The 26,594-nt window shown below is 41.6% G+C and carries 24 protein-coding genes, 1 other RNA gene and 1 pseudogene; 17 read left to right on the top strand and 9 right to left on the bottom strand.

Features of this window, described 5'->3' with window-relative positions; translation table 11 throughout:
• Window position 1: 1 nt before the first annotated feature.
• Complete coding sequence (locus tag SNE_RS08305) at window positions 2-688, bottom strand: pseudouridine synthase (RefSeq protein ID WP_013943957.1); 687 nt, start codon at window positions 686-688, stop codon at window positions 2-4.
• A gap of 110 nt (window positions 689-798) precedes the next feature.
• Here SNE_RS08305 and SNE_RS08300 point away from each other — a divergent pair, with 110 nt between their 5' ends.
• From SNE_RS08300 to SNE_RS08285, 4 genes are all read left to right on the top strand, one after another.
• Complete coding sequence (locus SNE_RS08300; protein ID WP_013943956.1) at window positions 799-1,320, top strand: PadR family transcriptional regulator; 522 nt, start codon at window positions 799-801, stop codon at window positions 1,318-1,320.
• The gene (gene uvrA / locus SNE_RS08295; protein ID WP_013943955.1) at window positions 1,313-3,901 is read left to right on the top strand and encodes an excinuclease ABC subunit UvrA; all 2,589 of its coding nucleotides are present in this window, start codon (window positions 1,313-1,315) and stop codon (window positions 3,899-3,901) included. The genes SNE_RS08300 and uvrA overlap by 8 nt, the downstream gene beginning before the upstream one ends.
• 49 nt (window positions 3,902-3,950) lie before the next feature.
• Window positions 3,951-4,763 (top strand): metallophosphoesterase, encoded by an 813-nt coding sequence (locus SNE_RS08290; RefSeq protein ID WP_158307231.1) that lies wholly within the window; start codon window positions 3,951-3,953, stop codon window positions 4,761-4,763.
• 278 nt (window positions 4,764-5,041) lie between these two features.
• A complete protein-coding gene (locus SNE_RS08285; RefSeq protein ID WP_013943953.1) occupies window positions 5,042-5,392 on the top strand; it encodes a zinc ribbon domain-containing protein YjdM in 351 nt (116 codons plus the stop codon).
• 6 nt (window positions 5,393-5,398) lie between these two features.
• Here the strand turns inward: SNE_RS08285 and msrB are convergent, their stop codons facing one another.
• Window positions 5,399-5,785, bottom strand: coding sequence for a peptide-methionine (R)-S-oxide reductase MsrB (gene msrB / locus SNE_RS08280; RefSeq protein WP_197535196.1), 387 nt, complete (start codon window positions 5,783-5,785; stop codon window positions 5,399-5,401).
• Between the two features lie 72 nt (window positions 5,786-5,857).
• Here msrB and SNE_RS08275 point away from each other — a divergent pair.
• Both SNE_RS08275 and SNE_RS08270 read left to right on the top strand, forming a co-directional pair.
• Window positions 5,858-6,232: pseudogene (locus tag SNE_RS08275) on the top strand (peptide-methionine (S)-S-oxide reductase); the annotation flags it as partial.
• Window positions 6,225-6,419 carry a hypothetical protein gene (locus SNE_RS08270; RefSeq protein ID WP_013943950.1) on the top strand — a complete coding sequence of 65 codons (195 nt, stop codon included), beginning with the start codon at window positions 6,225-6,227 and terminating at the stop codon, window positions 6,417-6,419. The pseudogene SNE_RS08275 and the gene SNE_RS08270, both read left to right, overlap by 8 nt.
• A 55-nt stretch (window positions 6,420-6,474) precedes the next feature.
• Here the strand turns inward: SNE_RS08270 and SNE_RS08265 are convergent, their stop codons facing one another.
• From SNE_RS08265 to SNE_RS13200, 3 genes are all read right to left on the bottom strand, one after another.
• On the bottom strand, window positions 6,475-7,497 hold the full coding sequence (locus SNE_RS08265) for an aminoglycoside phosphotransferase family protein (RefSeq protein ID WP_013943949.1): 1,023 nt from the start codon (window positions 7,495-7,497) through the stop codon (window positions 6,475-6,477).
• 85 nt (window positions 7,498-7,582) lie between these two features.
• Complete coding sequence (locus SNE_RS08260; RefSeq protein WP_013943948.1) at window positions 7,583-8,122, bottom strand: GNAT family N-acetyltransferase; 540 nt, start codon at window positions 8,120-8,122, stop codon at window positions 7,583-7,585.
• 344 nt (window positions 8,123-8,466) lie between these two features.
• Window positions 8,467-8,631, bottom strand: a complete 165-nt coding sequence (locus SNE_RS13200; RefSeq protein ID WP_158307229.1) for a hypothetical protein — start codon at window positions 8,629-8,631, stop codon at window positions 8,467-8,469.
• Between the two features lie 78 nt (window positions 8,632-8,709).
• Between SNE_RS13200 and SNE_RS08255 the strand changes: the two genes are divergently transcribed.
• Both SNE_RS08255 and SNE_RS08250 read left to right on the top strand, forming a co-directional pair.
• Entirely contained in the window at window positions 8,710-9,816 is a 1,107-nt protein-coding gene (locus tag SNE_RS08255; RefSeq protein WP_013943946.1) for a WD40 repeat domain-containing protein, read from the top strand.
• A gap of 660 nt (window positions 9,817-10,476) precedes the next feature.
• Entirely contained in the window at window positions 10,477-11,145 is a 669-nt protein-coding gene (locus SNE_RS08250) for a DUF5677 domain-containing protein (RefSeq protein WP_269453434.1), read from the top strand.
• A 124-nt stretch (window positions 11,146-11,269) separates the two neighbouring features.
• Here the strand turns inward: SNE_RS08250 and ssrA are convergent.
• Window positions 11,270-11,649: a transfer-messenger RNA gene (gene ssrA / locus SNE_RS12560) on the bottom strand.
• Between the two features lie 233 nt (window positions 11,650-11,882).
• Between ssrA and SNE_RS08245 the strand changes: the two genes are divergently transcribed.
• The 4 genes from SNE_RS08245 (at window position 11,883) to SNE_RS08225 (ending at window position 17,454) form a co-directional block, all read left to right on the top strand.
• Window positions 11,883-12,884, top strand: a complete 1,002-nt coding sequence (locus SNE_RS08245) for a hypothetical protein (protein ID WP_148258993.1) — start codon at window positions 11,883-11,885, stop codon at window positions 12,882-12,884.
• Between the two features lie 105 nt (window positions 12,885-12,989).
• Entirely contained in the window at window positions 12,990-16,106 is a 3,117-nt protein-coding gene (gene ileS, locus SNE_RS08240; protein ID WP_013943943.1) for an isoleucine--tRNA ligase, read from the top strand.
• Entirely contained in the window at window positions 16,103-17,008 is a 906-nt protein-coding gene (locus tag SNE_RS08235; protein ID WP_013943942.1) for a S66 peptidase family protein, read from the top strand. Before ileS ends, SNE_RS08235 begins: the two co-directional genes overlap by 4 nt.
• 71 nt (window positions 17,009-17,079) lie before the next feature.
• Window positions 17,080-17,454, top strand: coding sequence for a hypothetical protein (locus SNE_RS08225; protein ID WP_053225352.1), 375 nt, complete (start codon window positions 17,080-17,082; stop codon window positions 17,452-17,454).
• Window positions 17,455-17,466: 12 nt separating this feature from the next.
• On the opposite strand, the gene SNE_RS08220 is transcribed toward SNE_RS08225, so the two are convergent.
• Both SNE_RS08220 and lepB read right to left on the bottom strand, forming a co-directional pair.
• Window positions 17,467-18,726 carry an MFS transporter gene (locus tag SNE_RS08220; RefSeq protein WP_013943939.1) on the bottom strand — a complete coding sequence of 420 codons (1,260 nt, stop codon included), beginning with the start codon at window positions 18,724-18,726 and terminating at the stop codon, window positions 17,467-17,469.
• Entirely contained in the window at window positions 18,716-20,587 is a 1,872-nt protein-coding gene (gene lepB / locus SNE_RS08215) for a signal peptidase I (RefSeq protein WP_065757313.1), read from the bottom strand. The genes SNE_RS08220 and lepB overlap by 11 nt, the downstream gene beginning before the upstream one ends.
• Window positions 20,588-21,133: 546 nt before the next feature.
• Between lepB and SNE_RS08210 the strand changes: the two genes are divergently transcribed.
• The 3 genes from SNE_RS08210 to SNE_RS08200 all read left to right on the top strand — a co-directional run bounded on the left by SNE_RS08210 (window position 21,134) and on the right by SNE_RS08200 (window position 23,307).
• Window positions 21,134-22,258: an Lpg1974 family pore-forming outer membrane protein gene (locus SNE_RS08210; RefSeq protein ID WP_013943937.1), complete on the top strand. Its 1,125-nt coding sequence runs from the start codon at window positions 21,134-21,136 to the stop codon at window positions 22,256-22,258.
• A gap of 281 nt (window positions 22,259-22,539) precedes the next feature.
• Window positions 22,540-22,950: a carboxymuconolactone decarboxylase family protein gene (locus tag SNE_RS08205; protein ID WP_013943935.1), complete on the top strand. Its 411-nt coding sequence runs from the start codon at window positions 22,540-22,542 to the stop codon at window positions 22,948-22,950.
• A gap of 33 nt (window positions 22,951-22,983) precedes the next feature.
• The gene (locus SNE_RS08200) at window positions 22,984-23,307 is read left to right on the top strand and encodes a hypothetical protein (RefSeq protein WP_013943934.1); all 324 of its coding nucleotides are present in this window, start codon (window positions 22,984-22,986) and stop codon (window positions 23,305-23,307) included.
• Here SNE_RS08200 and SNE_RS08195 read toward each other — a convergent pair.
• Window positions 23,294-24,298, bottom strand: a complete 1,005-nt coding sequence (locus SNE_RS08195) for a hypothetical protein (RefSeq protein ID WP_013943933.1) — start codon at window positions 24,296-24,298, stop codon at window positions 23,294-23,296. The two genes, SNE_RS08200 and SNE_RS08195, sit on opposite strands and share 14 nt — an antisense overlap.
• Before the next feature lie 64 nt (window positions 24,299-24,362).
• On the opposite strand from SNE_RS08195, the gene SNE_RS08190 reads away from it, so the two are divergent.
• Together SNE_RS08190 and SNE_RS08185 are read left to right on the top strand one after the other, a co-directional pair.
• Window positions 24,363-25,310, top strand: a complete 948-nt coding sequence (locus tag SNE_RS08190) for a methyltransferase domain-containing protein (RefSeq protein WP_013943932.1) — start codon at window positions 24,363-24,365, stop codon at window positions 25,308-25,310.
• The gene (locus tag SNE_RS08185; RefSeq protein ID WP_013943931.1) at window positions 25,310-26,575 is read left to right on the top strand and encodes a hypothetical protein; all 1,266 of its coding nucleotides are present in this window, start codon (window positions 25,310-25,312) and stop codon (window positions 26,573-26,575) included. Before SNE_RS08190 ends, SNE_RS08185 begins: the two co-directional genes overlap by 1 nt.
• Window positions 26,576-26,594: the final 19 nt, after the last annotated feature.

Below are 26,594 nucleotides of genomic sequence, written 5' to 3'. Positions count from 1 at the left end.
CTTATTTCACAACCATCCATTGGCCAACAGGGAGAGAGCCCAGTTGAATGTTGCCAATGCGGACCCGCTTAAGTGAGCTGACTCTCAAGCCTACAAGTTCACACATCCGTCGGATTTGCCTATTTCTTCCTTCACGAAGCACAATTGTCAAAGCGCGGTCTCCCGCTCGTTTAACCAGAGCTCGCTTGAGAGGTTTGCCATCAAGCTTAAGGCCGAAACGGAGTTTTTGGATAACACCTTCTGGAATAGGATCGAGAAAACGGACAATGTATTCTTTTTCGACTTCTGAGTCGGGACCAATGATCTTTTTGGCGACCCGTCCATCTGAAGAAAAGAGGATGAGGCCTTTCGAATTGACATCCAGCCGCCCAACAACATGCAGCGACTTAGGATCAACAGGAGGGCCTTTATCAAAACGGTTTTCAGGAAGAATCAACTCCTTGGCTTCCGGGTAATTTTCTTGTGGAAGGTTCGAGACATAGCCTAGTGGCTTGTTGAGCGCAATAGTGAGGCGCTGCAAGCCTGCTTGATCTAAAGTGATTTTGGCATCGACGGGAACTTTTGTTCCTTGCTCTGTAATGAGGTTACCATTGACCCGGACCCGGCCTTCAGCCATATATTGTTCGGCTTCTCGTCTAGAGCAGAGCCCTCGACGCGCCATGAGTTTTGATACACGTTCTTCTTCCATGCGGATAGTTTAGCATAGCAGTGATTTCCAAGCGGTATAAAAAAATTTGGAAGGTTTCTTCTAGACAATAGGGGAACAGTTTGTTAGAATACCCAGAAACTAGGTATTTTATGCGATTAGTCAATAAAACAAGATATGCAATTTTGGGGATGCTTTTAGAGGAGGCGCGGACAGGCTACGAAATTAAAAAGTTTATGCAGAGGTCTACTGTTTATTTCTGGAGAGAGTCAGATTCGACGATCTACCCAATGCTCAAGGTTTTGGCAAAAGAAGGAAAAGTGGCTTCTGAAGTTGCCTCTGTCGGAAAGAAAAAGAAAGAGATCTTTTCGATCACAGAGAGGGGGCGGGAAGAATTTCAGTCTTGGCTTGAAGCTCCTACTGGATCTGAGACGCCACGTAACGAGTTTTTGCTCAAACTCTTTTTCATCACTGAAAAACGGGAGATGAAGCAACTGTTTCAAGAAAGATTAGAAAAGGCCCAGGAGACTTACCAGACGTACAAGAAGATCGAAGAGAGACTCGAGAGTTTAGCAGATTCTTCACGCAAACTGATTCGTCTCAAAGCTCTCAGATATGGAATTGCTCAACTTGCACTTGAAATTCAGTGGTTGAAAGAAGAAAGTCATGGATAAAAAATATGTTTGCAATTCGAAATGCGCTTTGCCAAAGACAGCTGATTTAGGCAAAATCATTGTGCATGAGGCAAAAGAGCACAATTTAAAAAATATTTGCTTTGCGATTCCGAAAGGCAAATTAGTGGCATTAACGGGCCCTTCTGGATCGGGTAAATCTTCGATTGCGGTGGAGGTTTTACAAAAAGAATGCCTTAGACAGTTTTTAGAATCCCTTGGAATGACCACTGACCATTTAGCAAAAGCAAAAGTCGGTCATATCATGGGTCTTTCTCCTTCGATAGGTGTGACTCAACGGGTAGCAGATTTTAATCCTCGTTCGACTGTTGGAACAAAAACAGGGATTCTCACAATTTTGAGAAATTTGTTTGCGGCAATTGGTCATCGGCCCTGTGAGAGCTGCGGAAAAATCATCATGCAACCTTTGCAAGACAAAAGTCACCTGACAATGTTCGAGTACGAAGAGTTTTCAAAAAAGAGAAAAAAGAGTTACTTCCAGTGTCCAAATTGTGGTCATCAATTAGAGAAATTGAAAATGGCCCATTTTTCTTTTAATGCACTAGCAGGAGCTTGCACAGTTTGCAAGGGTGTTGGTGAAGTTATCGAGGTCGATATCCCAAAAGTCCTAAACGAAGAAAAATCTCTGAAAGAGGGGGGAGTAAGTTTTTGGGATGAGGGAATGAGCTCCTATTACGAAAATGTCCTTCAAAAAGCGAGTCACCATTATGACTTTCCATTTGATACAACAGTTCCTATCAAAAACTATACAGAAGAGCAGAGGAATTTTCTTCTTTATGGTGTGGATTTTCCGGAGTTTGTCAAGACGCGCAAAAACGTCAAGAAGCCTAAAAAGGTGAGTGAAGGAAGATTTGAAGGACTTGTTTCCTATTTACTCAAATCACGCACGCTCCCAGAAGGAATGAAAAAATACGTTCGACACAAGCCATGCACCGCATGCCAAAGGACCCGTTTAGGAAAAATTGGGAGAGAAGTCACTGTTCATGGCAAAACATTGGTTAATCTCACAGGCCTAAGTCTGACCGATTTGCTTGCGTGGATTCAGGCATTGGAAAAAGAAATTTCTCAAGACGAATCGGAAGTTTTTGAAGCTCTTGCATGCGCGATGAAGCAGCGTGTAGAAAATCTCATTGAAGTCGGATTAGGCTACCTTACTTTGGACCGTTCACTGCCTTCACTGTCTGTTGGAGAGTCCCAAAGACTCCGTCTTGCATGTGTTCTAGGAAGTGGACTCACGGGAATTTTGTATGTCTTAGATGAGCCTACAACAGGATTACATCCTCATGATACACGGAAATTGGTCAAAACACTTAGGAGAATACAAGAAGCTGGGAATACCGTTTTAATCATTGAGCACGACTTAGAAATGATAAAAGAGGTCGATTATATTCTAGACATCGGTCCTGGTGGTGGTAGCAAAGGAGGGGAAATTGTCGTTTGTGGTACGCCAAATGAAGTCCGATCTTGTCCAACTTCGCTCACTGGAAAATATTTAGCGAAGAAAATAATAGGAGAGCCGAATCGATTGCGTCCGCATGATGGCCGAGTGGTAACTGTCCGTGGCGCGAGTGCCTATAATCTCAAAGGGATTGACGTAACTATTCCCGTCAATCAGTTTATTGTTTTGACAGGTGTGTCTGGCTCGGGTAAATCCACATTCTTATTTGGCATCTTAGACAAGGTTGCAAGACAACATTTTTATGGGGCTAGCGAACTCCCAGGAAAGCATGTTTCGATCGAAGGGCTAGAGCATTTTCATCGCGTCGTTACAGTCGATCCGGTCACAGTTAGAAAAACGCAGTCTTCTCGTTCCAATGTGGCAACTTATACCAAGCTTTTTGACTCGGTTCGGGAATTGTTTGCTTCCTTACCTGAAGCAAAAGCATCCGGTTTTGGACCAGATCAGTTTTCTTTCAACACATCTGATCAGCGTTGCGAAAATTGCGGTGGGGCAGGGGTTGTGGCAATTGATATGACCTTTATGCCTGATGTTGAGGTGGAATGTCCTATCTGCGAGGGGAGACGGTTCACTGAAGAGCTTTTATCTATCCAATTTCAAGGCCATCATATTGCCGCAATTTTAGAGATGACTGTAGGCGAAGCACTCTCTGTTTTTCGTGATCATCAAAATATTTTTCCCCTTTTAGATCTGCTAGAGCAAGTTGGGCTGGAATACTTAGTTTTAGGTCAATCAACTTCAACCTTATCAGGAGGAGAAGCTCAGCGCATGAAATTGGCAACAGAGCTTGCTAAATCGGGAAGGAAATCGACATTGTATTTGTTAGATGAGCCAACTACCGGCCTGCATCCACATGAAGTGGACAAATTGCTTCGCATCTTGAGCAGGCTAGTAGACAAGGGCAATACTGTGATTGTCATTGAGCACCACCTAGATGCCATATGTCAAGCTGATACCATTATTGATTTTGGTCCAGGCGGTGGAGATGCTGGTGGACAAGTGATCGCAATAGGCTCTCCTCAAGAAATTGCTGCAAATCGAGATTCTCTTACAGGAAAATGTTTAAAGAATTATACTCAAGTAACCTTTGAAGTTGATGAATGATAGCTTCAAGGTCTCTTCTTTTCAAAGAAGACAAGACAATTGGAATTCTATGAAAACACTCATTATTGCCGACTTACATAATAAAATTGATTGGGTTGAAAAGTGTATCAAAGCTGTTAAGCCTGATCAGACCGTATTTTTGGGTGATTATTTTGATAGCTTTGATGAGACAGTGGAATGCACCAAGCGTACTGCCTATTGGTTGAATCAATCGCTCCATGAGCCTAAGCGTGTGCATCTGCTAGGAAATCACGATATGCCTTATCGATTTCCGATGAGTTCTACACTTTTGTGCCCAGGATTCACCCACGAAAAGTCGGAGATTATTAATGAGATTCTTGACTCGGGCGCTAGTTGGGACATGACGAAATCGTTTCATTGGGCCCAGGGCTATTTAATGAGTCATGCTGGAATTCATCAGAACCTGCTCCATCCTATCAAAGGTTTTGATTTGGAGGATTTAAGCAGACTCGAAAAAGAGTCATTTCTAAAATGCTATGCAGACATGGGGACTCCGCTGTTTGGATGCGGCTATAGCCGAGGAGGCAATTACCCTTGTGGAGGCATTACATGGCAAGACTTTGATATGGATTTTTCTCCCATAGAAGGGGTGAACCAAATTGTTGGGCACACCCCCCATACTCATGTGAAGGTTAAACTCCTTTTGGAAGATGGTGAAGGGATTGATGAGGGTGTCATTGAGTGTTATTGGGATAAATATCTCTTGGATTATGAAAAAGTAGTTAAGAAAAGCCTGAATTTTGCCCTTGATACCCATCGACAACATTATGTCATTCTTGAAGATGGGAAAGTTCAAGTTATGAAAAATATCTTCGCAAAGATGCAAGATTTTTCAGAGTAAGAATTCCCTTAAATCCAAATAACGGCCTATCTTTGCTTTGGTGACACTTCAGATTTTGATGCGATTTTAATATGAAACTATACTCAAACTACTTCAAAAGTTGGACTTTAGACTGTGCCAAAGCGCCGTAATTTGCCGATCTTAAGTGGTCTCATATTCCTAATATTGGGTCACTTAAGATCGATGAATTCCGAAAGCTTTCGCGTTGTCCAAAACTAACTTTTGAATTAGTTTAAGTATAGATTTGATTATATTAGCGCTATAATATTGAGGAAATGATGGAAAAAATACCAAATTGTGAGAAGTGTGGCAGTGAATTTACTTATGAAAATGGAACTCTCTATATTTGTCCTGAGTGTGGCCATGAATGGGTGAAGGATCCCAATTCTCAAGAGAGTCAACAGCAGCAAGTCGTAAGAGATGCTCATGGTAATGTTCTAAATGAAGGCGATAGCGTTGTCATCGTCAAAGATCTCAAAGTCAAAGGAGCATCTTCGGCCCTTAAGGTGGGAATGAAAGTTAAGAATATTCATTTAGTCGAAGAGGTTGATGGGCATAATATTGAAGCGAAAATCAAAGGCTTTGGATCGATCATGTTGAAGTCCGAATTTGTAAAAAAATCCAATTAGGTACTTTCATGGATTCGGAATGAATTTTAAGGAAACTGAGTTGATACAATATCGTTTTCCAGAAGGAGGCGGGCCATCGTTAAAAAGGTCTCCAAGATGGCCATCACAACGGCTACAAGGCACTTTTTTCCCAGAAGAAAAGGGGTTGTAACTCCTTTCTAAGGCGACATTTTCTTCACAAATAGCTCTCCAAAAACTAAGACATCCTGTCCCTGAATCATCATTGGCATTGGAACTGAATAAAGGAAGTGCGCAGCCAGCGCATTGATAGATTCCCGGTTTTTTATTATCGAAGTAACCGTTTTTAAAAGGAGGTTCTGTTCCTCCTTTTCTTAAAACTTTAAACTGCTCTGCACTCAAACGTAGCTTGCACTCCTTTTCAGTTAAGATCAATTTTTTCCCATTAAACGATATTGAGGTAAGCACTCCGAGTTCGTAGCAGATTGACAAACAGCAGGTAAAACAGGGTATGTAGAAGTTATCCAATTGAAATATGATCCGGCGCAAATAAGTTATGAGGATCTATTGGATGTATATTTTCACAATATTGACCCTACAAGAGATGATGGGCAATTTTGTGATCAGGGAATGCAATATCGGCCTATCATTTTTTACGAAGGAGAAAGCCAAAAGTCTTTGGCAGAAGCTTACAAGCAAAGACTCATTGATGAAGATAAAGTGAGCTCTATTCTTGTTCAGATTGTACCAGCGAAAACCTTTTATCCGGCAGAAGCTTACCATCAGAAATATTATCAAAAAAACCCGTTACGGTATCGATTTTATCGATATTCTTGTGGGCGGGATAAACGTCTAAAAGAACTTTGGGATTCCTATGATTGAAAAAATTATTTTTTTTCTCTTGTTGATTGATAGCATTGGATGCAATTTAGTCGTCTGGCTTGATGGCAAATGGTACACAAAACATCTTCGGTGGCTTTCTCGATTTTTCCCTCCAGCAAAAGGATGGTCTCTGTATTATTTCTTGCTGATGTTATGGATTGGAACATTAGTGTTTCGAATGCACTAATCAATTAGGTTTGGGGTTTGCTTTGCTTATTCTCTAACTTGTTAAATTCATGATTTTATTTTTTACGAACGGTGTAATTTGCGTCTGTTTCGAAAGCAATTTCTACCACGCCTCGAGGGGCAAACTGGTCTATGAGGTGTCCGTACATCTCAAGTCTTTCTTTGCTTCTGCCCGGAGTTAAAAGTATCTCTCGACTATAGATAGCAATGTCTTCTACGATCCGTTCATGGCGGTAATAAGTGAGGATTGTCGGGTCAACTTCCGCCTGACCGTATCCTTGGTAAAAAAGCTTTTCCTCATGCGGTCGATTCCAAACATTTCCAACACCGCCCCCAATAAACATGAGATCCCGTTCCTTTGGGGCTAGGATAGGCTCATCCCAATCCAAGATGTACATTTTATGATCTCCATTCAGGAGGATATTCCCAGCATGAATATCTGAATGACACAAGACAAATTTGGATGATTGATCCTGGAGTTTTTTTCCTAATTGCTCGGCGCGCTCTACGAGGCGGCGAATGGCTGGCATGTTCTCTTTCATAAATTTTTGCAGTTTTAGACCGACCTCATCGGTGATGAGTTTATCTTCAATATACACGTAGATCGCTCGAACGACATCGCGCCACTTTGCTAAGTAAGTCTCTTGCCGGATTTGGTTTTGGAGGGAGGAAGGGATTTCAACTTCGTGAACCTGTCTTAGCACTTTGCCAAGAGCTGTCCATTGATCATCTGTTAGGCTGCGGGTGAATCCGTCTTGCCCGTCCACAAAGGGGTAGACAATGAGAGTACAATCATCAACTTGATGAGTGAGCTTGTTGTGAATTGTTTTAACAGGGGGAATCATTTGTCGAATCCCAGCCCGATGTAAAAGCTCTACGATTTCAATGCCGATCTCATGCCGGTGCCCTTGCTTGAGCTTGATAAAATAAGACTCTTGGTTAGGTGTCTGAGCTTTATAGACAGAGGCATTCGTGTCTGCTCCCCAAGGAAGAAATGTAAGAGTTGCGACATCAATGCCATAATTAGCGCTAAGACAATGAATGATGGCTTGGTCTGAAGAGGTGCGTTTTTCTAGCATTGAAGGTTCTTTCGGTGATTGGGGTTCCAAAATCACACTCTACCATAAACTACCAATTTATTTGTTGGTTAGGCGCTTAAAAGGTTTAGGAAAAACATTTCTCCATTTGGACAACCTGAATAGAGGTCCCATCTGGCAATATTGCTTCTTCTTCAGATACTTTATCCCATCCCTTTGCTTTGTAAAACGAGAATCCAGATAAAGTGGCACCAAGAGCCCCCTTAGTAAATCCTTTTGCTTTGGCAACTTTCTCTGAATGGCTTAAAATCAAAGAGCCAACTCCTTTACCACTGTAAGCGGGATCGACGAACATAGCTCTTATTCGAGCTGGATCATGCACAGGATTAAGCTGCTCTGCTTTGTTAGGAGTTTCTGAAGGTCCTGCGTAAAGCTTACTTCTAAAACTCCAGCCTCCGCAGCCAATCATTGTTCCATCATTTGTTAACACAACAAAGAAAGTCCTATCTTCGATCAGTTGTTGATCAGGAACACAGACAAATTGGCAACAAGAGTTGATTTGGTCTGAAGAATAATGACCTACCCCTAAAACTTTCATGGAGCTTTTCATCAATACTTCTATTTGCTTTAGCTCAGTAATTTTAGCTAATCGAATGATCATGTTCATAGGGGGTATTTTATCAAAAATCTTCAAAAAAGCCCAGATGAAATGCTTAGCTACTATGGGGGGAATGCTTAAGAGATCTTTGGCAATTGAAGAGTAGTATTGGTGGTTCTATAAAACAACTGTGAATTTTTAGAAGAGAAGGGGGATGCACTTAGAACTTTTGATTGGATGAACTGGACTAAAGGCACGGCGTTATTAGCTCGGCTCACGCTCCAGGCGACTTAGGAACCCCAGAATCTCTCTAGAAGGTCCTATTGCTTAGTCCAGCGTTCAATGTAATCAAAGTTGATATGTTTGACCTCTCTGCAAACGTCGACAGCCTGTTCCAGCCCCTCCCTGTCTCCTCAATGGTAATAGCCAGCTAAGCGGTCCTTGATAACGTCGAGGGCTGTTAGTAATTTCACTGTGCCTATTTTGGTTTTGTGGTTTGAGAAATTGCTGATCGGCTCATTAGCGACCACAATAGGAGGAGCAGCATGAGGCGTTAACGATCTAAGTAACCGTTGCAAGAGAATTGAAGAATATGAGATACTTTTGTTCTTAAGAATAAATATTTTCATGATAATAAGATTAAGGAGACCCTTCGCGTGAATAAAATCCTAATTCAACCCAAACTATTTTTGTTTAGTCTTCTTTGTTTCCTTGGTTTTTTGACAGCCTCAACTTATGCAGATGTTAAGGCTGTAAAGTTATTTAACTATGAAGGTAGTCTCAAACCAGTTACGACTTGTATGTTAGGGGGAAAGACCAAGGTTATAGCACCAGGCCCGTATGATAAAACTCTTAGAATTTGGGACTTTGCAACGGGTGAGTGTGAAGGTGTGGTGGGGAGTCATGAGGGATATGTTCGTTCAGTTACAACTTGTGTTGTAGATGGAGAAATCAAAGTCATAGCTGGGTATGATAATACTTTTTCAAGCTCTTTGAATGTTAAGGAGTCTGAGTATGTGCAGAATACTATTCGTATTTGGGATTTGAAAACAGGCAAGTGTGAACATGCATTGCGGCGTCATATAAGTACTGCTACGGCTGTTGCAACATTTGTTACCGATGGAAAGCCAAAGATCCTGTCAGGATCGGGATGCTATGGATATAGAGCGGAAAATGGATATGTTCATAATGATGGAGATATTCATACGTGGGATATGAAAACCGGCAAATGTGAGCATACACTACGTGGACATAAGCTATCTGTTGAAGCGGTTGCAACCTGTATTGTAGATGGAAAAACAAAACTGGTTTCAGCCTCTATTGACAAGACTGTTCGTATTTGGGATGCACAGACCGGCAAATGTGAGCATGTGCTGCTAGGGCATGAAGATTGGGTTACGTCTGTTGCAAGTTTTACAGTTGGTAGCCAGGTAAAGATTGTGTCAGGCTCTCAGGATGGTGTTGTTCGTGTTTGGAATGTGCATTCAGGTGAGTGTGAGCATATCTTGCAGGGGCCGGAATTGACAAATTGCATGCTAGCACCAGCTGTTTTAAACGGGGAATTAAAATTGGTCGTAGGATTCCAATCAAGATTCACAGATGCTGAAAGTAGTGAATTGTTAACTGTCTGGAACCTAGAAACAGGTAAGTGTGAACATTCGATACCTATGGCTAAAAGGTTTGACTCCGTTTTTACTTTTGAACAGAACGGAAAGACCTATATTGCGATGGGCTTTATGGATGGTGTCATTATATTTTTATAAAGTCATCAAAGAGTTTGTCCAGGGCGTTTTCATAAAAGACACTAAGTAGGACGTTGTTGAAACAATCATTTTTTTGCAGGCTTGAGACCTTCTCCCATCATCACCTAGGTCATGCTGTTAGAAGCATCTAATTGAGCATTTTGTATCCTAATCTTTTAATTTTTAACTAGGAATTTGACACGGAAGCATCGGGAAGTTAAGAACTTCCTAGTAAGGGAAAAATTAAATTCAAATTATTGAAAATGAATAAGATGCGAAAATAAAAGTTAGAGACGAATTCAAGACTTTTGATTGGCGCAAAGTAAAGATCCCGAGTATATTGACTTCTTCTATTCAAGCTCAGAAAATCACCTGACAGAAAGTTAATGGGACTCCAGCAGGCGGAGCGAGCACCTTAGAAAAGCCGAGGGGGTGTGTTCCTTAAATAGAAGCGGTACCTATCCTTATTTATGAAAATTGTCTTAAGAAGAGAGATATCTATTATTTAATAAGATGTGGTTTTTTATATGGGCTTAGCTGGTGCTTGTCCTTCTATACAAATTACAAAGTAAGAATCATTTCATGACAAATCTATCTTCTTTAGGCGGTCTCTTAGATTGTGGCGTAAAGTGCATGGAGCAGTAAAACATCAAAATTCCTAGGTTAAGGGGAGTAAAGAAGGTGTTTTTCCCCATGCTTGTAGCTGCACATAGTTATACAGAAGGAATTTTTTGCTTATGCCAGGAAAATAGATCTCCTCCCAGCACTGTTCTCTTACGCTCGCTTTGTGAGAACCTCATAAACGCAAGATTCTTGTTTTGCAATAGAAGAAAACATACGCATGTCTGCTATCTAGATAGCCTATTGGAAAGGAAAAAGCAGCTTGAACATGCTCTAAAATTTTTAAAGCGTAATCCTCATCGTATGGCTGAAACCAATGTGTCCATAAAAGAAGTGGAAAAAACTCTGAAAAAGATAGCTACTCAAGAGAAAAAAGTAAGAACAAAAATCGAAAAATTTCCTGGAGTTCTGATCTTAGGCACGCAAGGGCGAGCGCACCATGTAGACAAGCACAATACCGATAAGCAGATCGAATCGATTTCATTAGAATGGCTCTACATTTTCATATTTAGAAATTTAAGTGCATCTACTCACATGAAATCTCTCGACTTTAAAAGGTATTTCAAGAAAGAGGAGACTGAAATTGTGGTGTTTTTAAGTGGAAATTCTGATGAAACTAAAGAAATGGCGGCCCTCGCTGACTATTTTTATAAAGAACTCCTTCGAACATTTCTGAAACTGTTCAAAAGTCCTTTACTTTCAGAATTTGAGAAATCTTACCGTACCTAAACATATTTTTTAGATATACAACCAAGTTTTTTGGTTATAACACCAAATAATTTGGTGGTTTTCAAACCGAGACTTCTAGCCTGAAAAGCAGAAAAGCCCAGGTTCAACCTGGGCTTTTCTGCTTAACTGGAGGTGGAGAGAATCGAACTCTCGTCCTTAGTAAACTCCATAGCAATGCCTACATGCTTAGTGCCTCATGTATAGTGCCAGCCTTGCTGTAAGGCACCCCACTAGGGGCTGACACATCTCTTGTTAATCTCGAACACACGCTCTTGAGATCGAGAGGATGCGTGTTCATACCAAGAATCCTGCGATAGAACCCCCAGACCCTTGGTCCAGTCCGAGGCTATCGGCTACTAGATAGACGGGTTAGGTCTTAAGCAGCTTCTAAATAAAAGTCTTCTGTAGTATCGACAATTATTGGTCTCGGCTTTTTTAAGAGGCCAGCCGAATCCTCTGCATGCCACCGGTACTTTATTTCCAAGTCGAAACCAGTACACCCCCACTCATTATTATACCATAATGCGGGATTTTCCTCTAAACAGCTTATATAGAGCTGATTAGGATGGTAATCATCTTTATCTGGCTTAAATTTAACATTTTAGCTCCATTTCAGGCAATAATAAAATTTATAATTTAATAAATATAAAACTTTAATTTTTAATTTATAATAAAAAATGTTATAATTGATTTTATAATTAATTAAATTTTACAACTCAAAGTAAGGGAAGAAACGTATGGCATTACGTGTTGATACAACTCATTCTACATCAGTAAATTATGCGGATAGAGCACAAGCTATGAACCTTGGAGTCAGTCCAGGTACTATCTCTGGAACAGGTGGCTCTCTTGTAGGTCGCGTTCAAACTCCATATGGAGTCATCGAAAGAACCAGTAATACCACCAAAATGGGTGATGTGATGCTTAAACGGGGTGTCAATCCTACTGCGACTATGGCTCTTTTAGAGAAGATTGGTCATCAAAATGGGCTAATTGAGGCTTCTTCAGGAACGATGAGTTATCAAGCTTCGACTGGCGCAAATGTAACTGTGAAGCCGATTCTTGGACAGACAGCGCGCGATCAAGCGAAAGCTTTAGCTGGGAATGAAAATCGGTATCCTGTGGCTTGGGTCCATGTTGATGGAGACATTAAGCTAGCCACATTTGATACAACAACACATGAACTAAAGTTTGAAAATCATTCGATTCATACCCTTCAAATGGGCCGTATGATGGTCGAAAATGGAGTGGATCCTAAAGCAACTCGAGCTCTTGCACAAGCTATTGGGGCCAAGACAGACCGTTTTGACCAATACACAGGAGCAATGACGTTTGATGTAAATGGCACAGATACGACTGTGACTCCAATTTTAACTCAAGCAGAGCGAAATGTTGCTAAGGTTGTGGTTCCAAAAGGTAGCTATCCTGTTGCGACAATGACAAGGGCTGGAGTAACCACATTACTTGTTTACAACACAGAGAGCGAAAAAATTCAAAAACTCACAATACCTCACAATCTGCCAGCAAACATTTCTACTTATCAGCTCCATGGGCAAGTTCCTCACCTACTGACAGGGGTGAATGCTGCGATGGCAACAAATGGAGTGCCAATGGGACTTCGTATGTCTGTCATTGCTTATCTGCAGGAGCAAGGTGTTTCAAGTGTGATCTCTGATTCTTCTGAAGGTCGCTTTACAGTGACTCTAAACTCTGGTGAAACATTTAGTACTGGATATTAATCTTTAGTAGAGACAGCCTCTAAAGATATTTTTTTTCTGAAAGGACCCAAAATTGGGTCCTTTTTTCTTTATGGAAAAAGAATCTCTTCGTAATATTTTTAGCGTATGTTTGAAAATCGAAAAGAAAGCTTTCCTGAGAGAGAAGAAAGAATCCTCGAAGGATGGCTCAAAAATAAAGTCTTTCAGGCTTCTTTGAAGCAAAGAGAAAAAAGGCCCCTATTTGCCTTTTACGATGGTCCTCCCTTTGCGACAGGGTTGCCTCACTATGGCCATATGCTAGCAGGAACGATCAAAGATGTCGTTCTCCGCTACAAGACCATGAAAGGGTACTATGTTCCCAGGCGTTTTGGTTGGGACTGCCACGGCTTACCAGTCGAAAATGAAATCGAAACCACTTATGAACTGTCTAAAGGGACCTCGATCGAACAGTTTGGGATTGCCAAATTCAACGAAGAGTGTCGCAGTATTGTCCTGCGCTACACCAAGGAGTGGGAAAGGACTGTCAACCGCATGGGTCGCTGGATCGAGTTTAAAAATCCCTATCGAACGATGGACCCCACATTTATGGAGACCATTTGGTGGGTTTTTGGGCAACTGTGGGATAAAGATCTGGTTTATGAAGGCTTTAAAGTCATGCCGTTTTCAGCGCAACTTGGGACGCCTCTCTCGAATTTCGAAGCAAACTTGAACTACCGCGACGTGGACGATCCATCTCTTATCGTGAAATTTCCCCTTGTGGATGAGCCTAACACTTTTTTACTCGTGTGGACGACGACTCCTTGGACATTGCCGTCTAACTTAGCTGTGACCGTCAATGATACCATCACTTACGTTAAGGTGAAGGACAAAGCAACAGGCGACCATTACGTGGTATCGAAAGGGCGTTTACAGGCCTACTTTAAAGATGAAGCAACTTATGAAGTTGTCGAAACATTTAAAGGCGGTAAGCTCAAAGGCAAGCGGTACCATCCTCTATTTGATTATTTTGTCAATCAAGCAAGTCCCAATGCGTTTACCGTTATTGAAGATGCTTTTGTCGAAGAAGAAGATGGAACTGGAATTGTTCACACGGCACCAGCCTTTGGCGAAGCAGACTTTTTTGTCTGTAAAAAAGAAGGGATAGAACTCGTTTGCCCAGTTGATCAACATGGAAAGTTCACAAACGAGGTTCCCGAATACGAAGGGCAGTTTGTAAAAGATGCAGATAAAGATATCATTCGCCGGTTAAAAGAGAAAAAGCTCATCTTTCATCATGGTCAAATCCGCCACCGCTATCCCTTTTGCTGGCGCTCAGACACTCCTTTAATTTACAAAGCTGTCCACACTTGGTTTGTCAGTGTGGAAACCATTAAAGATCGCCTCGTTGAAATGAACAAGCAGATTCATTGGGTGCCAGGCCACATTAAAGATGGCCGCTTTGGAAAGTGGCTTGAAAATGCCCGTGATTGGGCAATTAGCCGCAATCGGTATTGGGGTACACCTATTCCTGTTTGGCGTAGCAATGATGGGGATTGCGTTGTGATTACAAGTATCAAAGAGCTTGAAAAACGGACAGGAAAGAAGATTGATGACTTGCATCGCCATCACATCGATCAATTGACGTTTGAAGAGCATGGTAAAGTATACATGCGTATTCCTGAAGTGTTTGATTGCTGGTTTGAATCTGGATCAATGCCGTATGCACAAAATCACTTTCCGTTTGAAAATGAAAAAGAGACGATGGATGCTTTTCCTGCAGACTTTATTGCGGAAGGGCTCGATCAAACCCGCTGCTGGTTTTACACACTCAATATTCTCTCGACTGCACTTTTCGATAAACCTGCTTTTAAAAATGTCATTGTAAACGGGATTGTTTTAGCCGAAGATGGGGCTAAAATGTCAAAGCGACTTCGCAATTATCCCGACCCAGAAATCGTCTTCAATAAGTATGGAGCCGATGCAGTCCGCCTCTACTTGCTCCACAGCCCAGCTGTTCAAGCAGATGATTTGCGCTTTAGTGAAAAAGGGGTCGAACTTGTCTTACGGCAATTCCTCATTCCGCTTTGGAACTCCTATATCTTTTTGGCAACCTATGCAGATATTTACAAGTGGAAACCGTCAGAGCAGACGTTTAATGTTCCCAAGGCTGATATCGACAGGTGGATTTTGTCACTCTTGCAAAAGCTCGTTCGCGATGTGGAAGAGGGGATGGATGATTATGCTTTAAGTCGCGCCGTCGATCCGTTTGTCGACTTTATCGATCAGTTGACCAATTGGTACATACGGCGGTGCCGAAACCGTTTTTGGGCAGATGAAGATACCCCAGACCGACGTGAGGCATTTGAAACGCTCCATACGGTTCTCAAGGAGCTATCCAAAATTGCAGCTTCTTATGTGCCCTTTATTAGTGATGCTATCTTCCAAAACTTGAGAACGAAACAAGATCCCGAATCTGTCCATCTTGCAGATTTTCCTACTTACAATAGCTCACTGCGAGATGAGAAATTGGAAAAAGAGATGGGCCTTGTTCAAGCAGCTGTCAGCATGGGACATGCCTTGAGGAAAGAGCACAAGTTAAAAGTGCGTCAGCCTCTCGGCAAAGCTCACCTTGTTTCTGCTGATGAAGAAACATTGCGTCTATTACAAGGACAGCAGCAGCTCGTTATGGAAGAGCTCAATGTGAAAGGGATTCAGTTTCATTCCAAGGAAACCGAATTTGTCTCACTTAGCATTAAGCCTAACTTCCGCACTTTAGGAAAACGGCTTGGTCCCTTGATGAAACTCATGACAGGAGTTGTTGACAGCTTTGATGACGCTCAAGTCAAAACGTTACTTGGTGGGGGTGAAGTCGCAGTTTATTTGGAAGGAGAATCAATAACCCTTACTTCTGATGATGTTCTCATTGAGCGTCAAGTGAAAGAGGGAATGGTAGCCGCCACAAAAGAAGATGTGACCATTGCCCTTGATACCAGTTTAACTCCCGAGCTTCTTGAAGAAGGATTGATGCGTGAGATTGTAAACAAACTCAACACACAGCGACGTAGTGAAGGATTAGAAGTGACGGATCGCATCCGCATCCGCATCGATTCGACACCTAAAGTGAAAAGCTGTTTTGAGAAGTTTTCAGAGATCATCTCCCACGAAGTACTGGCATCCCAGGTTTTGTTTGAAAAGACAGAAGGGACGGAGTGGGATCTCAATGGGGAAAAGGCCATCATTCACATTGAAAAGGTTAAAAAATGATGATTCAGCCTCCACCGCTTCAAGCGGGGGATACGATTGCAATTGTCGCACCTGCTTCCCTTTCGAAAAAAGAAGGTGAAGTAGTTGCTTGCGTACAGAGTCTTGAAGTGAAGGGGTTCAAAGTCAAGTTAGCAGGCAATCTAGAAAGTCAATGGGGTAGCTTTTGCGGCACCGATGCAGAGCGTGCAAGTGGAATCATGGAAGCCTTTCAAGATGAAGATGTGAAAGCCATTTGGTGCTTAAGAGGAGGGTATGGGTCGGGCCGTTTACTCGATCAGCTTGACTATGATTTGATCCGTCAAAATCCCAAAATTTTTATTGGAATGAGTGATATCACAGCTTTGCATGTCGCGCTGAATCAAAAAGCAGAGCTTATCACCTATTTAGGTCCCAATGCAAATTTCATCTTTGCGACCGATGAGGATCGCTCTTTTGCCGAAAAGCATGCATGGAAAGTCCTTTTAGGAGTTCAAGAAACGCTTATCTTTGAAGGAGGGGAAACACTTGTTTCAGGAAAAGCAACAGGAGAGCTAAAGGGAGGGAATTTAGCGCTTCTTGCAGCACATGTCGGGACACCTTGGCAAATTGAAACGAAGGGTAAGATCTTGCTTCTTGAAGAAGTAAACGAATTTTCTTACAGGATCGATCGGATGCTGTGCCAACTCAAACAAGCGGGACTCCTTGATGACATAGCAGGTCTCATTCTGAGCAGCTGGTCGGGTTGCGACCCACAACATCCCCAAGATTTTAATTTGAATCAGGTTTTAAAAAATTACTTTGAAAATGCCTCCTATCCTGTCTTACTCGATTTCCCAAGTGGTCATATTGAAAATCAAGCAACCCTTCCTTTAGGGCATGTGGTGGAGCTTGACGCAGATCTCAAGACGCTCAAGATTTACTAGTCTTTTTTTTCAGCTTTGCGGTAAACTCTTCTCCAAGTTTTTGAGAAAAATCTTTATATGGAGAAAAAATAATGACGCAACAAGTCACTTTTTCAGATTGCTTWAATGTGGGAATTCGAATTGCGGGTGTTGGAGTATTATTTGGCGGAGCTTTTGGAAGAAGCATTCCCATGATCGTTAGTAACGGTTTGGGAAACTTAGTCGGAATCACTGCTGGAAACTACATGATTCATAACACCGAAGCCTGCAAAAAATTTGATAGATCTACAAAGAGTATTATTGTGATTGCACTTTCGGTTTTAGTGAGCTCAACTGTATTTGGTGGATTTGCACTTGTTGACCGCACCTTGAGCGTTTCTAAGTTTGTTCAAAGTCAGTTTGGTAGTTCTCTTCTATGCTATTTCTTTGATTGGGGAGTGATTGAACCAAAACCAAGCACAATTTAATTTCTTAAGCGCTTAGGTCAGCTTGATTTGAGCGCTTCTTTTCTTTTCATACATCGATTTTGTGAGTGTCATGTAAATTGTTCCTCCAATGCAAATGATGGCACCGATCAGAAGAACGGGAACAGGGCCGATCAGGCCACAAAGAATGCCTCCTAATACAGGGCCGATCAGGCCGCGTAGTCCAACCATAAAAATATTGACTCCAGTGAACTTGGAGCTGTCTTCGTTATTGGCAAAGAGGGTTCCGGAAAGAGTCCAAATGAGATGGCTTCCGGCTTGGGCGATTCCATAAAAGAGGAAGGCAATATTGACCCAAAATTGATTCCACTGTGCCAAGAGCAGAAAGAGGGGGAAAAAGCTAAAACCAAAGATAATAATTGCAGTGAATCGGTGGGTGGGAATGGCATTGAGAGCTCGCCTCCAAAGAAAAGAGGAGGCGACAACACCGATTCCCATCCAAATGTAGCGGGCCATCGTGACTTGATCATGGGAAAGGGCAAGGTGATCGACATAAAAGAGAATCGAGGCGGGCTTCATCAACATGAGGCCAAATCCTCCAATCATGAAGCCCCATTGAAAGTGGGCAAAGTCTGGACGGGATCGCATGAGATGGATGCAGTCTTTGATGGGTTGGAGAAGGCGATTGGTTGTGATGGGGGGTGTGTTTTCATCGGGTTTGAGGTTTGTAGGAAGGGGGATTCGCATTTGAATGAAGATACTAGAAATCGAAAGAAGTGCTGCAATGAAAAAGAAGATTTTCCATGTTCCTGGATGGATATCCAAAAGTTTTCCAACAAAAACGCCTAGGATGATACTTTCAATGAATTTTAGGACAAAGACACGTGAATAGAGTTTTTCACGTCTATCTTTTGTGACATTTAACTTGAGTATTTCCATCATGGCAGGAATTCCTGCCCGTTCAAAGAGTTGATAGAGACCCGCGGCGAAGATCAAAAACCAAACATTGTCTATGAAGGGGAGACAGAGGAAAGGGAGTCGACCAAGTACCCATGCACCCATAAGATTGGAAAGCAGTTTGGTCCTTTGCCTCAGTAAATTTGAGCTCCAATAAAAGGAAAAGACTGCAATGACGGGTTGAAGGGTTGCAAAGACAGTAATTTGAAGGGTCGTTGCGCTCAGATCTTTACGTAGGATGAAGAGAAGCAGAGTGTATAGAGCGACAAACGGCTCACTTGCTAGATTCATCCAAATCAGGGCAAACCGTGTAAAAAAGGAGCGTGAGGCTGCTTGAGCTGGAATCTCAGTGCTCATCAATTTTGATTGGGAGTTTATTTTGTTTATGGTGACGGATCCACCAAATAATAAATATCACAATCACTAAGCACCAAATCGCAAACCTGGGCGAATTAAATAGGGGGTAGGTAGGTTGCAACAAGGGGCCCATATGTGGGCCTGGAGGCCAAAAAATGTATGCTGGGGCTCCACGAATGTTCGACTCAGGTACAAATCCAAAATCACGACTATCGGCGCTCATGGCGTAGTTGTCTCCTAAAACGAGATAGTGTTTTGGGGGAACTAAGATTCCATATTGCTTCAGAAAGTCTTGATCGATTTTTCCGTCTTTATCAAAGGGTGGGGGACTGTCATCAAAGGGAATGTAAGGGCGATATGTGGGAGCGTTTTGTTGTTTTAAATACTCATTTTGGATGAAGTTTACAAGAGAAGCATCATCTTTTTTCATCAGTGGGGCGCCCATGGCGTAGAGATCTCCATCGCGATAGTAGACGTAACGGGAAGGAAGCAGCCCCGGAATTTTTGCTGCCGGGCTAAATGGAGTGAGCCATTCAATTCCGAGGTTATAGAGGGTTTGAACATGCTCAGGCGTGAAGGTGTAGAGAGGATGATTGGAAGGTAGTTTTGTTCTGAGCCCTGTTGCAAGCACTTTATAACCGATGCCATAATAGAATTCGTAGGTGCCATCTGGAACTCCTTTAAGTGGGACACATATCCTGCAGTCTTTCCCAGCTTTGAATGAGCTGCCGTAGCGGGATGCAACCTCATCTTTGACGATGAAACGGGCTGTGTAGATATTGCCGAAGAGGGTCTTAAGGTTTTCTTCACTTAAGGGCAAAACAGCTTGGCTGATACCAACACCGGGATAAAGGCGGCCATCTCGGTTGCGCTCTATTGAGGGGTGTTTAATACTGGGATGATGGAAAATCTCTAGGTAAAGGGGAGCGTCTTGCAGTTGAGTTGGTGGAGTATCTGTTAAAGTGAGGACTTCTTCTTTTGTTAAAATGCGCGCCATTCCATAGTTTTTAAAGCCCCATAAATCGTAGTAATCGTTATCTCCATGTTTGTACGGGTCTAAGAGGGTTCCTGAGGGTTGATGGTATGGCCCCATGGAGATTTTAGCGACCTTTTGATTCATTTGACGTAAGATGGCAGGTGTGTAGACATTCCCTGTAGGCTTAGAAGGGAGATCGACCCGTCCATTGAAATAGATGTAAGGAACATGATCGATTTTTGAAAGAATATCGGGTTGCAATTCTTGAGAGATATCGTTTCCTTCTTTATCAATCCCGTAAATGAGCCCTCCATAGAAATAAAGGATATCGCCTGGTTTTCCGATGAGCCTTTTCACAAATTGCTTTTTTCCGGGGAAAACATAGAAATACATTGTATCGAGATCGGGAATGTCCATTCCTATTCCGGTAAAAATAATCGTGCTTGCCCGTTGTACAAGGGCAGGTTCAAAAAAGATGTGCCCTGCGTAAAGGGGAATATTCACTCCAAAAGTCGTTTTTGAAACGACGAGTCGATCACTTTCATGCAGGGTGGGGCGCATTGATCCTGTAGGGATCTCATAAAACTCGAACCACATTGTTCGAACAAGGGTCGCCACAACGAGAGCAAAGACTAGTGCTAAAATGAAGTCACGAAATCTCTCTAGGGGTTTTTTGAAGAGGTATGATTTAGCAATGTCTTCTGCGGCATGGGCATATCGGCTGGCTTCTTCGCGATCCCGATTGAGGATTTCTTCTTGTAAATGGTTTAACGTCTTGACGATTTCTTTTTTCTGCAGTTCAGGCAGTTTCTTTTTCTTTCGTTTGTAAAGATGCAGGACGTGCCTAAAGACGTGGAGAGATTTTCTCAATCGGTAGTTTTTCATGTGAATCCCAAGAGAATTTTTTTGAAATTGTACTGGATTTCTCGCTATTCTCGCAAGGATTGTGGAAAACTTGTTCATATGTTGTGGGTTTCAAGAGTGCGAAACCTTGCAATTCTTTTTGAATGAAGTAAAGTTAATTTTTTGTTAACTACTCTAGGTAAATTGTAAATTTTTAAAAATAAACAACTTAAGACATTATAAAACCGTCGTTTTATGGTAGAAAACTAGCCTTAAGCACCCTTTTATTTTTACGTGATGCAAAGTTGTTCATAACTCTGAATAACATTGGTTGAAACAAAACTGAACACACATAATAGAAAGTAAAGTATGGGTAAGAGCATCTGTATACTCAAACTACTTCAAAAGTTGGTTTTGGGCGACACGAAAGCTTTCGGAATTCGTCGATCGTAAGCGACCCAATATTAGGAAGATGAGGAAATAAAAGATTGGCAAATTATGGCGTTTTGACGCAGCCGAAAATCGAACTTTTGAAGTAGTTTGAGTAGAAGAAAAGCTTGATAGTAAATTGCAAAGGAAATACATAAATTGAAAAAAGCAAAACAGGCTTTCAAGGTGTTTCTTATGAAAAAATTATGGTTGTTGTCATTAGTTTTTGCAACTTCGTTTGTATTTTGTTCAGACCAGCAAAAAAGTTACTCTGAGGGTTATAATTCTTCACAGTCAGTTCAAACTGATGATTGCGTGATAAAAGATTATCGCCCAACTGAAAATAGAAACTTCTTTTTTGCTTACGGAGAGTTTCTTTATTGGAAGCCCACCCAAAACGCTTCAGATTTTGTTGTAAAGGGTCAGCCATCCGAATTTCTTCCTCAGCAACAAGGTGTACCTGCATTTCAAGCGTTTGGTCAATATGGAAATATCAGATCGGCAAATTTTGATTGGACTGCAGGTTTACGTGTGGGAATAGGAGGCATATTTCAACCCAGAAACTGGGAGCTTGATGGGATTTTTACTTACATTTATCCCGATGGATCTAGTAGCGAAACGAAACCGACTATTAATATGTTGAATGGAACTTTACCTTTTAGAGCGGGTACTACTTCCCTTTACAAAGCTTCAAATTCTATAAGTTTTAGCTATGCACTTGCAAATCTCTTGCTCAAGAAAAGACTTCTATTCGCTGACGATATGATTTTTCGTTTTTTCATGGGTTTGACTGGAGGATGGTTCGATGAAAATTGGAAAGTAAGCTATTTCGCGGAAAACAATGTCAAAAACACAATTACTAGTGATTGGGATTTTTCCGGCGGGGGAATTAGAGCTGGGGTTGATGGCGAATGGTATATTTGCTATGGATTTGGCATTGAGGGAATGGTGTCTAGCGGATTGTTATACGGGTATTATGAAAATCGATTTAGGTTCAAAGTCACCGCTCCAGACAATTTACCTCCGTTTTATATGATTAAGTCTCATTTTGATGACCATCGCATTGTTCCTCATTTCCAACTAGCTTTAGGTCCGAAATGGGGGATGATGATTAATAATGTTGCGCTCCAAATTTATGCTCATTATGAGTTGAATTTTTTATTCAATCTGCATGAAGTTCACAGATCAGATTTATTCAGCATCCAAGATGGAAAAAATTCCCGCTATGCCTATGGAAATTTAGGAATGCAAGGTATCAATATCGGAGCATCAATTGCATTTTAATACCTCAGAGTGCGACTAATTCCGCTGCATAGGTCTACAGAATTGAGATAGATAGAAGATGAGCGCCGAGTCAAGATGGAGCCCACTTTGATGAAGGTGTGATGTGGAGGAGATGGGTTAGTTCTGTATGCTTATCGGGGATGGGAAAGAAGGGCAAGCTTGATAGCATATTTAAAAAAGAGTGTAATTGAAACGAAAATTAAGAAGTGAAATCATGACAAAAGAGATGGTTTCAACATGAGTCATTTTAGACTGAGTATCATGAGGAGCAATGAAGTTTCATGAACTATGCCGAGATTTCTAAAGAGACGATTTCGCTTTTATATAAAGGTTACAATAGCCTCAAAAATTCTCCATTGGAGCCTTCAATTAGGGTATTGATTGAACTCAGAGTTTCACAAATTAATGGATGTGAATATTGTTGCAAAATTCATTCTGATGAAGCAAAAAAAATAGGTGTTCCAGAAGAAAAAAGAAATCACCTTGTTGTTTGGAATGTAACGGATGTCTTTACTGAGCGAGAGAAATTGGCATTGCGCTGGGCAGAAGAATTAACATATATAAAAGTAACCCAGGAAACAAAAAAGCTATTAAAGACAGAGTTTTCTGAAAGGGAAATTGTCGATATCACTACATGTGCATCTCTAATGAATGGACTCAATCGCTTAGCAATGAGTCTAAAGAATTTTTGATTTTTAATCTGTATCAACCCATAATTTGATTTCATGAATTTAAATGAAGAACAGCGCGCCAAGTTAAGTGTTTTGCTCTATCAACTAGGAGATCAGTTGAAAGAGCCTCCTACGATCTTGGACTATCAAGATTGGAAAAACAATGTTGACTATATCATGCAAGAAATTCGTGATATTTCCGATGCAGCTTATTATAAGCTTGATGATTTGGTAACAGAAGTGCTTAGGTTGGGCGAAGAACATGTTTATGAAATTGATTCGGATGAGCCTCCAAATGTCGTAGCACGCAGTGCTGAGCTCTTTTACACCCAGGTCTCTTACGTTACTTCAGAAATCAACAGTCTTAAATCCCTTTAAACAACGTGGGTTGCTCTAATTCTGCATAGACGTCGTGTTCTTCAGATACGACGATCCAAGTGTATTGATGCCCTTGAAGGAGTTTTTCGCTTAGAGTTTCTAAGTTGATTTCTAGGGTGATGTGTTCTTGATCCCGTTTCATCATACAAGGCATAGAAATGGTGAGGCGGGGACTGACAGAAATGTCAATGGCATAGAGTTTGAGGGTGTGAAAATAGAGTGGGGCATTTAAATTGAAATAGGCTTTATCACCCTCTTTGGCCATGCCGCCATTAAAGGAGGGGGCCCTTCTTGGAAGAGATTTTTTGGGAGAGCAGAGATCTGTTCCGGAGTCAGTTGCTCGAATTTTAAACTTGAGGCCTCCTTCGCGAGCTTGCATCCAGTATGGGAAGGGAAACTCACCATGGTCTTTATCAAAATAAAGGACAATTTTCTTCCCAGAAAGTTCTGATTGATCTTGTGGCCAAGAAGAGGTGTAAACATCGTAAGCTGCTTCTTTTACTTTTTTTCCCTCTCGCATCATTGGAGGGCCCCAAGGTTTAGAAGAACCGACTTCTCCTGGCCTCGAGGTGGGACCGGTTTGCAACCGTTCTTCTTCGGGCAAAAAGGTCAAATTGAGGCTGATGAGCGTAGTGAGAAAAGCATCCATGCTTTGAGTTGGCAAATGAGCTTGTCTAGTAAAGGAGTAGCATTCGGTGACTTGGTTTTCTACAAGATCAACGGCATAGAGGATCCAGGAAGTGTGCCCTTCTGCACCAGTTTCAACCCATTTTTTCCAATCTTTAGTCGTGACGAGATGTCTAGGAATACTGATCTCTTCGAGCAAAAGTTCGTCAGGAGTGAGTGTATGAACATGGAGCAAAGTGTAAGTTTTGTTTTGCTCTGTGACGACGTAGGTGCCAGGTTTGGACTGGGCAAACTTTTCCTTAAGGCTCATGCCAAAACAGAGAGAAAAGGGGAGAAAAAATAAAAGAAATAATCGCTTTTTCATACTTAGAATTGTACCATAACTCTTGGTTTTTTCCTAAAATTCGTCTCACCTAGGAGGACCACAGATGCGAATTCAAATATGTTTTCTTCTCTTTTTTGTCATAAATTTATTTGCTCATGATCAGGAGCTTAACGCGATCGATGATCGGATCAAAAAACAAACAGTGAGCCGCGTGGGGAATTGGTGCGTTGTACCCTGGAATGAGAAGTATTGTTCAGCTGAAATCCTTAATTTACAGGGTGAGGAAGCATTAGTAAGAGTCTTTGATAGCTCATTGCCCGTGATGGAATGGCCTGTAGTGATAGTTCGTAAGACTGATATTAAACAGATGATGGTGCAAAAGCACGAGTCTCTCGAGTCTTTGATCAAAGGTCTTAAGGGCAACTCGATTCTTAGAACTCCTCAGATTGAAGAGGCTCTTTATAAGATCGATCGCGCCTTCTTTGCACCGAGGTATCCCTATTTTGATACAGCGATTGATATTGGACGAGAAATGTGTATTTCTTCTCCACATATCCATGTATTTTGCTTGGAACTTTTAAAAGAGCGTTTTAAAACAGCAACCACCATTCTTGATGTGGGGACTGGGACCGGCTTTTTAGCAGCGATGTTTGCTTTTTTGGCACCACAAGCTGAAGTTATTGGGATTGAGTACTACGAAGAATTAACTGAGCTTGCAGCTAACAACTGTCAAGTTCTAGAGGCAGAGATAATAAAGCGCCTTCATTGGGTCACTGGTAATGGCGAAAATGGGTACTACCCTCAAGCTCCTTATGATGTTATCCATGTTGGGTTCATGTGTAAAAATATCCCTCAAAAACTCCTCGACCAACTCAAACTAGGAGGAACGATGATTGTCCCAGTTGGATCGCAAGTGTCTTCATATGATTCTCGTCTTCTCGGAGGAAAAATGCTCCTTATTGATAAAGGTTTGGATGGCTCGATTCATATCTTCCCCGTTTTTAGTTGTTCTTTTGTACCATCTCAAGTCAAAGGATCAGGAGAAGAATAATGTCAGAAATTGTTCATTTTACAGGAGAAGGGGAAGTGAGTGGGGTTGATCGGGGAAGTTTGTATGAAAGAATGTCACCAATTGAAAAAGCTCTTGCAGTGATTGTTTCTTTAGGAGCAGCATTGGTTCTGACGGAAATGACATTCCAAGCGGCTACACTTTTTTCTCCCTTTTCGCCTGAAACAGTCATTTCTCGTGTGATTGCTTTTTTTGTCTGGTTTATTCCTGGAGTTTTACTTAGCATTGTTTCCAATGCAAACCTCTTTTTTAATCATAATGCGGCTCAAACGCATCAGTCTCTATTTCTCATGAAGAGCAAACAAGGGGACTCTTATCTTCCCACTCTTTGTCATTTAACCGGGTTAAATTTAGATCCTAAAGCTAGAATTTGGGTCAGCGCTAAGGATGCGATTCACTCGGAGCCCTATGTTGTGGTTTATCAAACTGAAGAGAAAAGAGCGGTAATTTATGACTACGGGAATCATACCTGCTTAAAAGTGAATGTGCCTCATGCATCTCGCTTTGAGGTTTTAAAAAGCATGCTTCTTTCCCTAGAGGAGGGAAAGTTGCAGTTTCGAGACTTCAAAGGGACCCTTCTCTTATCGATAGAAGGTGAGTTTGTAGATTTTTGCGTGGCTGAAGACAAGGTGATCACATTCGCTTCAACGGGAGCCATGAAAGTCTACCATTTGTTTTCTCCCATTTATCAGATGGTTCCGAGACTTTTGGGAAAAGAATTAGGGGTACAGTATCAGTTTCCTCATTTGTTATGCGGCATTGAAAAAGGTGAAGCTAAAGCCATTGGGAATGGTTATCTTTTACTTGGCATGCTCTTGATTGAGTACGAAACGGGGAAAATGTGGAAACTTCAGAGGATAGATGAAGGAGTGACTCCGGTCATGGTCGATAAGGAGACCATCGCCTATGTTTCTAAAGGCAAAGGAATTGTGTATCGCTTAAGAGAAAAAAGGAGAGAAGAGATTGCTCATGAAGGTGAGGTAAAAAAGCTTGGGACATATAGTAAGTATGTCGTTCTTCTCGACAAAAACAATCATCTCTCAGTTTGGGACACTCGCGAAGGGAAAATTAAACAGGGGAAAGAGGAGATTGGAAAGGGTATCTTTGAGGACTTTGTGATTGGAAATCAAAATACTGGGATTCTTGCCATTCATGGAGATAAAGTCACTCCGTTTTGGGAAGATGGAGGGGCATATCAGCGCACAGTTCCGATTAATGTCATGGAATTCTCGGCAAATAATGGGTGATCCGTTATATAGAAAATGA

Origin of the sequence: Simkania negevensis Z (assembly GCF_000237205.1) — a bacterium.
In the GTDB taxonomy this organism is placed as follows: Bacteria; Chlamydiota; Chlamydiia; order Chlamydiales; family Simkaniaceae; genus Simkania; species Simkania negevensis.
The sequence above is the reverse complement of the archived record's forward strand: the minus strand, read 5'-3'. Positions and strand labels throughout refer to the sequence as shown.